Source organism: Flavobacterium hungaricum (assembly GCF_015182285.1).
GTDB classification, from domain to species: domain Bacteria; phylum Bacteroidota; class Bacteroidia; order Flavobacteriales; family Flavobacteriaceae; genus Flavobacterium; species Flavobacterium hungaricum.
The window spans coordinates 979,669-992,147 of sequence record NZ_PRDM01000002.1 but is presented as its reverse complement, the minus strand read 5'-3'; the positions used below and the strand labels follow the sequence as shown (position 1 = coordinate 992,147).

Genomic DNA, 12,479 nt, shown 5'->3' with positions numbered 1-12,479 from the left:
GTTTAAAAACAAGACCTGATTCTTACTACATTTTATCTTGTTAATTTTTCCTTAAAAAAAATATTCTATAGGAATAATTTTCTTACCTAAATAATTTAACTTCGCACATCCTCAAATCGTTAACTTATTTAGAATCATGACTATTTTTAATTTTTTCAAAAAATCAAATGTAGAGTGTCCGCGATGCCTCGGAAAAGGTCTTGTTGACTTAGAAGATATCCGTCGCTTAAATAAACAATTAAAATGGGTTCCTGCCCCTTGCGCTTACTGTAATGGCGCTGGAAAAGTAAATAAAGAACTTCTTTCTAAAGTAGCGGTAGACTGCGCTTATCTCACTATTGATTTACCAGAATCTGAAATTGAAAAAATAAAGGAAGGGGACAGAGAAACGATCGAAAAAGGCAGACAAAGAGATCTTTTTGTAGACAATCTGATTCAATTTGTAGAACATCAGCATCTTTCTCATGACATGAATGTACAGGATATTGCCAATTTATATCTAAGTACAGAAGATGAAAAAGCAGCTTTTTCTGTAGATAAAAAAAGTCTGGTACTTTATATTCAGAAAATAATTGATTTAAAAAAACAAAGTATTCCTTAGATGAATTGGGTAATTAAGAATTCAGAGAAGCTAAGATGTCATACTGATTTAAAAGAAATTCTATTTCCGATTATAACCAATATTGAATCTTATAACTGGCTGTTATGCGATTTAGAATTTATTTCCAACAAAGAACTTCCTATTAACCATGACGAAGATTATTTTATTTTATCAAATAAGGAATTTAAAGAACTATTAGATTCTGAAACGCAGTTAATTTGGGGTGTAGTAATTGGCTTTCAATTCGATAAAGAAATAATTATCGATCAAAATGAATTGCCTTTTGCAGATGGAAACGATTTGGCTTGGATGAATGACCATTTTCAAGCTGCAAATTCTTTAATCGAAATTATAGCATTTGATAGTTCTTGTACGATCGTCAAATTTAAAGATCAAAAACTCTCTGATAATTTTAAGAACTATTTTGAAGAAGCATTTTTTTTATCTGAATTTGATTCTTAAATGATTGCCAGTACATAATTCAATAAATTTACCCCAAACCCTAAACTAAAATCACTAATGTATAAATTAAAGATGGCCGCATTGCTTCTTAAGCTTTTTAAGTCTTCATTTCTTTGCAAGATTAATTTTATAAAAAGAAAAATCATTGTGTTTATTGTTGCTTCAGCAGTAGAAAAATCAAGCTTTTTAGTAAAAAACACGTATAAATACGGGGTGTCAAAAATAAAATTAGCCGTAAAATTGCATCAAATAATTTTTATTTAAGGCGATAATTTCCTGCTGAGGTAAATTATAAATGCTGTCATTTTTTTTTGGAACAATTTAGTGAGGTTTTAATCGACGCCAACGATTAAGACCTTATTTTTTTGCAGCCTAAAATTTCAACGGAGAGAACAAAAGTTTTATCGCATAGTTCGCAAAGCTTTGTAAACTTTTTAGGAAAACTACAAGCCCCCAAAACTTTGCAAACTCTGCGTAATTCTTAACGCACTTTGCGTTTAAAATAATAAGCCAATAAAAAACAAATTTTTCCTTATTAACAAAATCCTCAGAGCAAGCAAAGTTTTGCGAACTTTTTAAACAAAAAACAAGAAATCAAAACTTTGCGGACTTTGCGAAATTCTTAGCACTCTTTGCGGTAAAAATCTCAAAGATCTTGTTATTTTTGTGCTTTATAAACGCCACATCTCTAAATTCTTGAAAACAAAAACAACACGAGAAAATTATATTCCGTTCAATAAGGAGTTCTTACTCGAGGAGCAGCTAAAAGCTTTTGGCGAAGACCAAAAAAAGATTGATGATTTTAAGAAGTTATTCGATATTGTTGAACATTATTATCACTACGAAGCTTTTAATCTTAATCGGAATTTAAAACAAAACTACGCCTTATTTGATCCCGATTTAAGCCCAAAAGAACGTGAAAATTTTATCGGAAAAAGTAATTTCAGCGTTTTCAAAGAAACCTTACTTCAGGTTTTAGAGCGCGGCAATTACATTCGTATCGATCAAGAAACTTTAGACGCTGCATTTGAGAATTCTGATTTGATCGGGTTGAATCTTTCTATCGATTTTAATGCTTTTAAGGATTACGAAATATACGTTCGCGGGCATCATAAATCAAAAGAAAAAATAACCAAATTCTGGTTTTGGAAAAAGGAAATCGAAATCGAATATTACGATCGTGTCTTGATTTACCTCAATTACAGCGATTCTGATTTTCTACAGGAAAAAAAGGTCAAACTCGGAAAAATGCCTTTTGAACCCGGATCTATTGGATTGAAAATCTTTAAACGGGTTCCGAAAAATGATATCGAAACGGTTTTTCCAAACGCCATTCCGAGAATGTCTACAAAAGACAAATTATTACTTTGGGTTCCAGGGCTTTTTGGAGGTATTTCGTTATTGAGCGCCAAGGTAATTCCGGCTTTGATTAATATGTACGATGCGTATGAAACCCGTGAAGCGATTGATTTATTAAACAGTAAAACATCTTTAAATCAAGGTTTAATTGCGTTGGGAATTCTATCTGCGTACTGCTTTAGACAATATAATAATTTTGTAAACAAAAAAATACGTTATTCTAAAATGCTCTCAGACAGTTTGTATTTTAAGAATCTCGGAAACAACAGCGGTGCTTTTTATTCTTTATTGAATTCTTCTGAAGAAGAAGTTTTAAAAGAAACCATTCTAGCCTATTCTTTTTTACATGAAAGCGAAAAACCATTGACGGCTGAAGAATTAGACCATCAAATTGAATCTTGGTTCGAAAATAAATTAAATACCGAGCTGGATTTTGATGTCAATGATGCCTTGGCAAAACTGAAAAGTATTGGTCTCGGAATTGAAAACAACGGAAAATGGACTGTTATTTCTTTAGAACAATCGCTTATTAAAATCGATGAATTGTGGGATAATGTTTTTCAATATAACGTTGCTCATTAAATGTAATTATTTGTATAAATATATTGCTCGTATTTTTGGTTTATTGATCCCTTTCGTATCAAGCTAAAAGAAATTTTGCTAGATTTACCTCAACTAACCTTAAAACCACAAGCAATGAGAACATTAGACCAATGGTTTGCAGAATATGCTGTAAGCCACCAAAACCCGAAAAACAAAGCGATCCATTACATTTGCGTTCCTGCTATTTTCTTTTCGATTGTAGGATTGCTGATGAGTATTCCGAGTGAGTTTATCTCTAATTCTTTAAAACTAAATGCTCCGATAATCGAAAACTGGGCATTTGTGGTTTTACTTTTTGTTCTTGTTTTTTACATCCGTTTATCGATTGCAATGGCAGTTAAAATCGCCCTTTTTTCTGTAATTTGTCTGGTCGTTAATTATTATATCGGTCAGTTTGTGCCTTTATGGATTTTCTCTATCGGCGTCTTTGTGATTGCGTGGATCGGACAATTTTATGGTCATAATATCGAAGGCAAAAAACCTTCTTTCTTAAAAGATCTTCAGTTTTTATTAATCGGTCCGGCTTGGGTTGCCGATAATTTGTTTTCTAAAAAGTAAAGATTCTTATATTTAGGCTTTACACTTTTATAGGAATCAGAAAGTAATCTAAATTGACTAAATAATTAAAATAAAATTATACTCCATTTTTTAAAGCACAACAAATATAAATGTTGTGCTTTTTTATTACATTTAATATCGGCATATCATTTGAATATCAACAACTTAAACTATTAACTTTAAAATGATATTTTATGAAAGTAACCTATTACGGTCATTCGTGTTTTTCTGTTTATGCGAATGGTAAAAATTTGTTGTTTGATCCTTTTATTACTCCAAATGAATTGGCAAAACACATTGATGTCGATGCAGTAAAGGCCGATTATATTTTTATTTCGCACGCGCATTACGATCATATTCTGGATGTAGAACGTATTGCTAAAAACACAGGAGCTAAAGTTCTTGGTAACTTTGAGATCTACAACTGGCTCTTAAAAAACGGAATAGAAAATGCGCATCCTATAAATCCCGGAGGTAAACTTGATTTTGATTTCGGAACTGTAAAATGCGTAACAGCACAGCATTCGAGCAGTTTTATGGACGGAAGTTATGGCGGGATTGCATCGGGTTTTGTGCTTACCACAACCGACGGAAATTTCTACTACAGCGGTGATACAGCGCTTACTTTGGACATGCAACTGATTACTAAATTTACCAAACTTGATTTTGCTGTTTTCCCAATCGGAGATGGTCTTACAATGGGAATTGAAGAGGCTGTAGAGGCTTCAAAACTAGTAAATGTCAAAAAAATTATGGGAGTGCATTACGATACTTTTGGTTTTATCAAAATGGATCATCAAAAGGCTTTGAATTATTTTAAGGCAGCCGATTTACAATTATTTCTTCCAGAAATAGGAGCCGTAATCGAGATCTAATTTCTCTAAATGTCGCTAAAATTACTTCGCATTAGCGAAATAAAATAGAATGAAATAATGCAAAACGACTTGAAATGTCTTGTGGCAAAATAATTAGCAAAGGGCATCAAAGTTGTATGTTTTTTAAATAATAACCAAAACACAAAAAATCAGGTATTTTTTTTTTTTTGATGTTTATAACTATTTTATTATGAGTGCACAAAAAACAAATGCTTCAAATTCGCAAACCGAATTTGCCGACGTTTCGGGCCGAAAAATTGCATATCGGTCTATTGGTTCTGGAGATCCGATTATTTTAGTAAACCGTTTTCGTGGAACTTTGGATACTTGGGATCCGTTGTTTCTTGATCTGCTTTCTGAGAAATACCAAGTAATTACTTTTGATTATTCTGGGATCGGGCATTCTACAGGAACGCTTCCGACAGATATTAAAGAAGTTGCCAAAGATGTCAAAGATCTTGCTGATTATCTCAAAATCAAAAAAACAATTTTAATGGGCTGGTCTTACGGCGGTTTGGTAACTCAGGTTGCTACACTGCAATATTCTGATCTTATAACGCAAACTGTTTTACTAGGAACAGGGCCTCCAGGAAAAAGAGTTGTGCCGTTGGAACAGGCTTTTCTGGATGCCGCTTTAAAACCGATTAATAGTTTTGAGGACGAAATTGTACTTTTCTTTGAGCCGTTATCTGAAGAAAGTAAGAAAGCCGCAAAAGCTTCTCACGATCGAATTGCGCAACGAATTGACGTTTCTAAAATTCCCTCAACAATGGAGGTTTTTCAACTTTACTTTGCCGGCGGAGAAGGTTTATCAGAAGACAAAGATGATTTTAGAGGAAAATTAAAAACGACCAAAACACCGATTTTGGTAATTTCTGGAGATCACGATATTAGTTTTGCCGTAGAAAACTGGTATCCCTTAACGCGAGAACTTCCCACCACACAATTGATTGTTCTGCCGCAGACGGGTCACGCACCGCATCATCAGAATGTGCCTTTGGTCGTTAATTATATCGAAAGTTTCTTGGAGAATACGAAATAAAACGAAATTTTCTTAGGAAAATAAATGGCTGCAATATGCTCCTTAAAAAAAGACAAATTAGAATAGATTCTTCTTTGTCTTTTTTTGTTTTTCTAAGTTAGATTGTTTCTGTTTTTATAAAAAACACCAGAAATTACAAATAAAATTATCCCGAAAAAAACAAAAAAACCAATCAGTGAATAGCGACTTTCTATAATATCTTCGTTGTAATCTTCTAAAGTTTGATAGGTATTGTTTTGATCTTTTAGTTCGACAATTGTTACCTCATAAGGATTCCAGTATTTCTCTATCAGGTTTAAATCTGGATTTGAAAGTATCTTTTTCTCAAAATCTTCTTTTTCAATTTTAAACGAAATAGCACTTCCTTTTTTATAATTTTCTGTTATTGCTTTATAGCGCCAATTTTTCTCAGTACTTCTTATTTTAAAATACTGCTTTGGATAATTTTCTAAAAAGATGTGGAGTATTCTTGTTTTCTTTTGCTTCTTAACCATAATGTCTTTTGAAAGTACACCATTGATTCCCACAATCTCATTGGTTTTAAGCGTTTTATTTTGAGAAATCAGAAATGCTGATAAGAAAAATAATATTCCTAAAATAAAAGTAACTTTTGCATATTTTAGAATCTGTTTATGTTCCAGCTCTTTTTCTACGGCTTCGTTTTTCTTTTTACCGTTTGTGAGTAGCTGTTTTATTTTTTCGAAATCACTATAATGATAACTATGCAGCCTATGTTTTTTTTGATCTTTTGTAATAAGAATTAAATCTTCCCAACTATCGTGTTTGCTCTTTTTTTGTTGTGAGACCCAGCTTTCAATATCATTCAGGAAAATTGATTTTTTTACAGTTCCAAAAATAGTTCTAAACTCTATTTTGACTGAATTATAAAACAAATTTGGCATTTGTATCAAAGCATAAGCAAAAATTAAAATCCATATGAAGAGAAGAGCCGGCCCAAGCAAAACACGCATTCCTTCTATTTTTTCGTCTGGATAATTACTTCCAGTCAAAATTGCTAAAAAAAGAAAAAATAAGATTCCGATACAGCAGATTACAATGTATAAGGTTTTCTTTTCGGCTTTAACGAGGTTTTCTTTCATTGTATAATTTAAGTTTCTAGGAAGAATTTGCTGACGCTAATGTAAAAATAAAAAACAAAATTGGGTTATATTAGCTGCTAACAAACCATGATTTATTCTAATTTTCTTCTGAAAAACACATGACTGAACCACAATCTGCCGCCTATACCAACCAACTTCAAAAACATTACGAAAACCATTTTGGTATTTCTGGAAAACAGTTAGTTTTAGAAAACGGACCAAAAGAAAAACTGCATCCTGATTTTTATGTTTTAGAATTTGGTCCGAATGAGCAGCACAACTTTTGGGTTTATTGTTCTTTGGGAATGTCGCTTGAAAGAGAAGACGATAATTTAATCGAGATTTTTGTGTACTCTCCCCGTCAGGATGCTGCACAAGTTGAATTGATTACAGTTTGTGCATCGTATCACCGCAATCGTATGCCTTTAAATCTTAATCACACGGTTAATATTGGAAGACCTTGGCTTGATAATTCTAAATGCGATCATGCTTTTATTTCGCTTCCTTATCTTGACGGTGAAGCTCTTCAAATTTTTAATTTTAATGATAAAACATACTATTGTAATTGGCTGATTCCGATTACAGAAAAAGAACGAGATTATAAATCTGAAAATGGCTCAGATGCACTAGAACAGCTTTTTGAAGATGAGCAGATTGATTATTTGAATCCAGATAGAGAATGTTTAATAAAGGGATAGGAAACAAAACACTTAAATGTGATTTTTTATGATGAAATTAAAAATCTTGGTATTGGTATTTTTCTGTTTTGGATGTGTCGACCACAATCCGAATAAAACGAATCTGTTAACAGATAAGGTTTCTTTAAGCAGTACTACCGATTTCATAAAAGCAGTAAATCATCCTTACTTTGTATCGACTTTTATTAGTAAAACGATATCAAAAAAAGACTTGGTTTTCTTTGATGGGCATCTAAATATCAAAAAAGAGAAAAACATCCCTAAAAACCAATATTTTATTGACTTAACTCAAGATCAATCAAAATGCTGTTTTAAAACTATTTTTACAGCCGTTTTAATATTAAAAACCAAAGCATACGATTTACAGATCAATTTTAATCATAATGTAAAAATCAAATTTTTGGGATATCAAGAAAGTAAAAACGAGATGGTATTTTACTTTAAAATGAATTCTGAGAATAATTCTAACTACCTTAACATCACTAAAAAAACAGCCAATAAAAAGTTTGTCTTTGAAATTACCGATTATTTAAAAATTAATGACAATTTGTATTAAGAGCAGATAAATCTTATGAATACTATCAAATTATTTGTTTTTGCATCTCTTGTCTTTCTCTCATTTTATTTTGATGGAATAGATAAAAAAATTATTGGCAATTGGGAATACCAATATTCTTTAATTGACAATAAGCCTCAAAAAATTGAATTTGATATAGTCTGTCCGGTGCAAAAAATGAGTTTTCAAAAATGTAACGATCAAAAAGACATTCAGAAAATGCCTGAAATCGTTAGAAACCTAAGAAAAAATAACCTGTTTAAAAACATCTCCTGCAAAACTTATAATAATGGTCAATTAATTCAAACCTATTTTCCAGTAGTTAGACGATTCGAAAAAGAAAAAGACACAACTTATATTATTGATAATTATGGAAATCGGTTAAAATCTGATTACTACATTGATAAAATCGCCAATGATACTTTAATTATTTATGATGGGAAAGTTTATAATATTGGTGAAAAAAGAAATTACAGTGTGAAACATATTTATGTAAGAAAACAATAATCTTTTGTACTAAAAGCAATTATTGTTTTCTAAATTTTATCTGCAAGGAATATCGTTTGTTTTATTTTTGAACTTAAAATGTAAATAAACACACATTACTTTAACCCCTTTATAAACTTTGTAATTTCTTTAGCTGCTCTTGCGCATTTTTATTTTTCGGATTCAGTTCAAATGCTCGCTTGTAATATTGTATTGCTTCTTTATAGTTTCCTAAACCGGCTAGTGTTTCTGCATAACTATCATAAGCATTGCCGCTTTTAGAATAAAGATCAACATTAAGTTTAAAAACTTTTAGGGCTTCTGTTTTTTTATCTTCACCTAATAATTTGTAACCATAATCATTGAGTTCATTTTCATCCAAGGCAAAATTAACATCTTTCTTTTTGAGATTTCCAGCCAATTTTAGTGCATTGTTATAATGCTCTTTGATAAGTTCTTTTCTTAATTTTCTAAGTGAAGGCGACCATCCGAAACCATTTGATTCTTTCATTTCTGGAATATAAAAACCTGCTATTTCATCTATAAAAAACTCGGGATTTGCGCCTTGAAAATTTGTTAGAACCACAATCGAAATAGCATCTTTTGGATAAACAAAAAAGGCAGATCTCATACCTCCTATTGGTGCCGCTGCCGGGTGCTCTGCTCTAGCTGCAATTGGCCATCCCATTGCATATCCATTAACCAGTTTGTTAAAACCTCGCGTACGTCCGTTGTTTAAAATGGAGGGCTGCCAAAGTAAATCTAAACTAGCTTTTTCCTGCAGCAGCGATCCGTTCTGCAATGCAATAATCCATTGCGCAATTTCGCCCGATGTAGAAACAATCCCTGCACAGGTTCTAAAGTATTCTGGAAATTTAAAAAAATTGTTTTGCAGCTCCTTTGTCGTTATCCATTTTCCGCCAGCAACGGCTTGTTTTGTATAAGATCCTGCTGCATTGGTAATAATGTCGTTAGAATCTCCAAAACGCGTTTGTTTCATTCCTGCTGTTTTAAACTGGCGGTCTTCAATAAATTTAGTAAAATGCATGCCGCTTACTTTATTAATAATACGGCCAATAATTACATAACCCGTTTGATTGTAACGAAAACGCTCTCCGGCAGCAAATTCCATCGGTAGTTTTTTAACCTTTTCCCAAGACGATTCTTCAGTATCGCCCAAGAAATTTTCGGAGAAATCAATAATATTTGGAAGTCCCGAAATATTTGAAAACAATTGTTTAATCGTTAGGTTTTTCCAGGCTTCAGGCAAATCATCCAAATATTTTGAAATAGGATCATTGGTATTTAATTTTCCTTCTTCCTGAAGCTGTAAGACCGCAACTCCCACAAATGCTTTGGTACAGGAATTAACAGCAAACATGCTTTGATCGGTAACCTTAATAGCGTTTTCAATATTCGCAAGTCCATAACTGCTTTGTTTGATCACTTGCCCGTTTTGAACGATTGCCAATTGCAGTCCGGGAATATGAAGTTTTTCCATTTTACTTTTAAGAAAAAGATCAATGCTGTCTGTTTGTTTTTGATTTTGTGAATGCGATGCAAAACTTATTAAAAAAGAAATTATAAGCGATTTTAAAAAATGTATTTTCATTATTTTGAATTTATATTTTATAGTATTTATGGAGTCTAAACTCTGGTTTTCATTACATTGAACTTGGTAATCTGTCGGCTTCTGTCTTATTACGATTAAAACGATAAATCACAGTTAGGTTTATATATCGGCCTTGCGGTTTGAATTCTGATTCTAAATCGTATGATGCCGTTTTAGTTTGGCTTTTTCTGATTTGAGAATCAAAAAGGTTGTTCACATTTACAGTCACAGACATTTTTTCTTGAAGAAAATCTTTACTCAAACCTAAATTTGCGCTGTACTGTGCTTCTGTAAGTGTTTGTACGCCTTGGTTTTTGCCGCGGTATCTGAAACTGAAATCTCCCGAAATAATTTTAGGGAATTTGATCACCGAGCGAAAACTAGACAGCCAAGTCTGATTTTCTGAATTGTATTGCACACCTTTATATTCGCCTTCTTGTTTAAAGTGATAGTAATTGAAATCTAAAGACAAACGCAGCCAATTGGTCGGATTATAGGTTGCTGCAACTTCTGCACCGTAACGATTTTCTGTTCCTAAATTTACCGGAGTATTTATAAAATAATTGTTATCGGTACGTTCTACTATGTATTCGAAAAAATTGGTTGTATGCTTGTAATAAATCGAAGGATTGATACTGAATTTCCCTGGTTTTGCTAAAACAGTAAACTCAAAAGAATCGGTATACATTGGGTTAAGATCTGGATTTCCGACTGTTAGATTTCTCAAATCTGAAAGTCCAGAAAACGGATTCAGCTGCCAAAATCTAGGTCGATTAATACGTTTGCTGTAGCTTAACTGTAAATCTGTTTTGGATGTCAAGTTGTACACCAAGTGCACGGTCGGAAACAAATTGATGTAGTTTTTACTGTTGTTAAAAGTGTTTTTTCTGTCTGAGATTTTGATGTCCGATAATTCAGATCGCAGGCCTAATAAATAATTAAACCGTTTGATTTTACTTCCAAATTGAAAATAAGCACTGTATAAATTTTCGTCATACTTTAATTTATTGGTAAACTGATTTTGAAGCACTTCATCCAAAATAGTGTAATAATCACTTCTTATGGCTCTTAAATCACTTCTAATTCCCATCTCAATCTTAGAGTTTTCACTAATCGGATTCACAAAATCCGATTTTATAAAAATATCATTACTGCTTTCAATATCATTAGTATACAAATTAGAAACTGGTGACTGGTCTGGAAAGGTTCTTTGCTGGTCAATGTATTGGTTTTCATTATCATTCCAGAATACATATTGCAGGCTCGAAGTCCATTTTTTGTCTTTTTTATCAAATGTTTTTGCATAGTTTAATTCTAAAACATTGTAAATCTGCGGTTCTACATATTTTTGAGATCTCGAAATAATACTATCCGCTGCATTGTTCACATCAGAATAGTTGTAATTGTATTGGATATTTTCTCTGTTGGTATTTTTAGAACGATAGTAACTTCCTGTCAAAGTATTTTTATCATTAATATAATAGTCTCCTCCAATGTAAATATTGGTAGTTGCATTGCTTCTTTTATTATCATCATATTGATTTAAAAAACTTGTAACACCATTATTTACGTTTCTTTGAAATTGTTTATTGTAACCATAGATGTTCAGTTCACGATAACCCAAATTTCCAAATAGGTTTATTTTTTCGGTTTTATAACTCACATTGGCATTCATATTATAATTTTCCGGATGTCCGATTCCAGCTTGAAGCGAACCGTTAAAACCTTTCAAACTGTTCTTTTTCAAAATAATATTAATGATTCCTCCCCCGCCTTGCGCTTCATAAGCAGCAGACGGATTGGTGATTACTTCTACTTTTTCGATATTGGCTGCTGAGATCTGCGATAAACCATTATTTGCCGCTAAAATGGAAGGTTTCCCGTTAATTAAAACCGTAACGCCGCTGTTTCCTCTCAAGCTCACAACGCCGGCAACATCTACATTTACAGAAGGAACATTGTTTAAAATATCGTTGGCAGACCCGCCTCGCGACAAAATATCTTTTCCGACATTGAATACTTTTTTATCCAATTTAAGTTCTACAGCCGATTTTTCTGCCACAACGTTTACTTCTTCTAATTGATTCATTTCTTCTTCTAAAGAAATATTTTGAACCAAATCCTGATTCAATTTAAAGGTTTCTGTAGTAAAGGTTTTATAAGATAGAAATGCCGCCTTAACTTGATAGTTTCCTGAAATGTTTTTAAAAACGTAATTTCCATTTTCGTCAGCAGCAGTTTCTTTTACTTTTTGAGAAGAAGACAATAAGATCACCGTTACGTATGGCAGAGGCTGTTTGGTTGCAGCATCTATAACTTTTCCTTTGATGGTAAATTCTGTGGATTGTGCAAAAGATGCGAATCCGAAGAATAATGCGAGTAGTAATTGGAATGGTTTCATTTTGATTGCGTTTAGAATTCGAAGCAAAACTCATTATTTATTCCAATCAAAATTCTTACGAATGATAGAAGGAGTATTCTAACCTATAAATAATCGAAAAAAGCCCTTATTCTGTGTTTATGTCCG

Annotated in this window: 12 protein-coding genes; 9 read left to right on the top strand and 3 right to left on the bottom strand. The window is 32.4% G+C overall.

Annotation, left to right across the window (positions count from 1 at the left end; genetic code table 11):
• The first annotated feature begins 136 nt into the window (after positions 1–136).
• The 6 genes from C4F50_RS12085 to C4F50_RS12060 all read left to right on the top strand — a co-directional run bounded on the left by C4F50_RS12085 (position 137) and on the right by C4F50_RS12060 (position 5,500).
• The gene (locus C4F50_RS12085; protein WP_194138911.1) at positions 137–601 is read left to right on the top strand and encodes a hypothetical protein; all 465 of its coding nucleotides are present in this window, start codon (positions 137–139) and stop codon (positions 599–601) included.
• Positions 602–1,063 carry a hypothetical protein gene (locus C4F50_RS12080; protein WP_194138910.1) on the top strand — a complete coding sequence of 154 codons (462 nt, stop codon included), beginning with the start codon at positions 602–604 and terminating at the stop codon, positions 1,061–1,063.
• A 696-nt stretch (positions 1,064–1,759) separates the two neighbouring features.
• Positions 1,760–3,004, top strand: coding sequence for a TMEM143 family protein (locus C4F50_RS12075; protein ID WP_194138909.1), 1,245 nt, complete (start codon positions 1,760–1,762; stop codon positions 3,002–3,004).
• A 114-nt stretch (positions 3,005–3,118) separates the two neighbouring features.
• Positions 3,119–3,583, top strand: coding sequence for an Mpo1 family 2-hydroxy fatty acid dioxygenase (locus tag C4F50_RS12070; RefSeq protein ID WP_194138908.1), 465 nt, complete (start codon positions 3,119–3,121; stop codon positions 3,581–3,583).
• A gap of 194 nt (positions 3,584–3,777) precedes the next feature.
• Positions 3,778–4,458 carry a metal-dependent hydrolase gene (locus tag C4F50_RS12065; RefSeq protein WP_194138907.1) on the top strand — a complete coding sequence of 227 codons (681 nt, stop codon included), beginning with the start codon at positions 3,778–3,780 and terminating at the stop codon, positions 4,456–4,458.
• A gap of 190 nt (positions 4,459–4,648) precedes the next feature.
• Positions 4,649–5,500, top strand: coding sequence for an alpha/beta fold hydrolase (locus tag C4F50_RS12060; protein ID WP_194138906.1), 852 nt, complete (start codon positions 4,649–4,651; stop codon positions 5,498–5,500).
• Between the two features lie 92 nt (positions 5,501–5,592).
• Here C4F50_RS12060 and C4F50_RS12055 read toward each other — a convergent pair whose 3' ends face one another.
• Positions 5,593–6,600 (bottom strand): hypothetical protein, encoded by a 1,008-nt coding sequence (locus C4F50_RS12055; protein ID WP_194138905.1) that lies wholly within the window; start codon positions 6,598–6,600, stop codon positions 5,593–5,595.
• 119 nt (positions 6,601–6,719) lie between these two features.
• Here C4F50_RS12055 and C4F50_RS12050 point away from each other — a divergent pair, with 119 nt between their 5' ends.
• From C4F50_RS12050 to C4F50_RS12040, 3 genes are read left to right on the top strand one after another with little or no spacing between them, the layout of a single operon-like run.
• Positions 6,720–7,298 (top strand): suppressor of fused domain protein, encoded by a 579-nt coding sequence (locus tag C4F50_RS12050; RefSeq protein ID WP_194138904.1) that lies wholly within the window; start codon positions 6,720–6,722, stop codon positions 7,296–7,298.
• Positions 7,299–7,326: 28 nt separating this feature from the next.
• Entirely contained in the window at positions 7,327–7,854 is a 528-nt protein-coding gene (locus C4F50_RS12045; protein WP_194138903.1) for a hypothetical protein, read from the top strand.
• Between the two features lie 15 nt (positions 7,855–7,869).
• A complete protein-coding gene (locus C4F50_RS12040; RefSeq protein WP_194138902.1) occupies positions 7,870–8,361 on the top strand; it encodes a hypothetical protein in 492 nt (163 codons plus the stop codon).
• A 109-nt stretch (positions 8,362–8,470) separates the two neighbouring features.
• On the opposite strand, the gene C4F50_RS12035 is transcribed toward C4F50_RS12040, so the two are convergent.
• Together C4F50_RS12035 and C4F50_RS12030 are read right to left on the bottom strand one after the other, a co-directional pair.
• Positions 8,471–9,952 carry a serine hydrolase gene (locus C4F50_RS12035; RefSeq protein WP_194138901.1) on the bottom strand — a complete coding sequence of 494 codons (1,482 nt, stop codon included), beginning with the start codon at positions 9,950–9,952 and terminating at the stop codon, positions 8,471–8,473.
• 52 nt (positions 9,953–10,004) lie between these two features.
• Positions 10,005–12,353: a TonB-dependent receptor gene (locus C4F50_RS12030; RefSeq protein WP_194138900.1), complete on the bottom strand. Its 2,349-nt coding sequence runs from the start codon at positions 12,351–12,353 to the stop codon at positions 10,005–10,007.
• Positions 12,354–12,479 lie beyond the last annotated feature (126 nt).

Bases quoted from the DNA above. Each gene is read 5' to 3' on its own strand.
- C4F50_RS12085 (WP_194138911.1), top strand. From the start codon at position 137: ATGACTATTTTTAATTTTTTCAAAAAATCAAATGTAGAGTGTCCGCGA.
- C4F50_RS12080 (WP_194138910.1), top strand. From the start codon at position 602: ATGAATTGGGTAATTAAGAATTCAGAGAAGCTAAGATGTCATACTGAT.
- C4F50_RS12070 (WP_194138908.1), top strand. From the start codon at position 3,119: ATGAGAACATTAGACCAATGGTTTGCAGAATATGCTGTAAGCCACCAA.
- C4F50_RS12065 (WP_194138907.1), top strand. From the start codon at position 3,778: ATGAAAGTAACCTATTACGGTCATTCGTGTTTTTCTGTTTATGCGAAT.
- C4F50_RS12060 (WP_194138906.1), top strand. From the start codon at position 4,649: ATGAGTGCACAAAAAACAAATGCTTCAAATTCGCAAACCGAATTTGCC.
- C4F50_RS12055 (WP_194138905.1), bottom strand. From the start codon at position 6,600: ATGAAAGAAAACCTCGTTAAAGCCGAAAAGAAAACCTTATACATTGTA.
- C4F50_RS12050 (WP_194138904.1), top strand. From the start codon at position 6,720: ATGACTGAACCACAATCTGCCGCCTATACCAACCAACTTCAAAAACAT.
- C4F50_RS12045 (WP_194138903.1), top strand. From the start codon at position 7,327: ATGATGAAATTAAAAATCTTGGTATTGGTATTTTTCTGTTTTGGATGT.
- C4F50_RS12040 (WP_194138902.1), top strand. From the start codon at position 7,870: ATGAATACTATCAAATTATTTGTTTTTGCATCTCTTGTCTTTCTCTCA.
- C4F50_RS12035 (WP_194138901.1), bottom strand. From the start codon at position 9,952: ATGAAAATACATTTTTTAAAATCGCTTATAATTTCTTTTTTAATAAGT.
- C4F50_RS12030 (WP_194138900.1), bottom strand. From the start codon at position 12,353: ATGAAACCATTCCAATTACTACTCGCATTATTCTTCGGATTCGCATCT.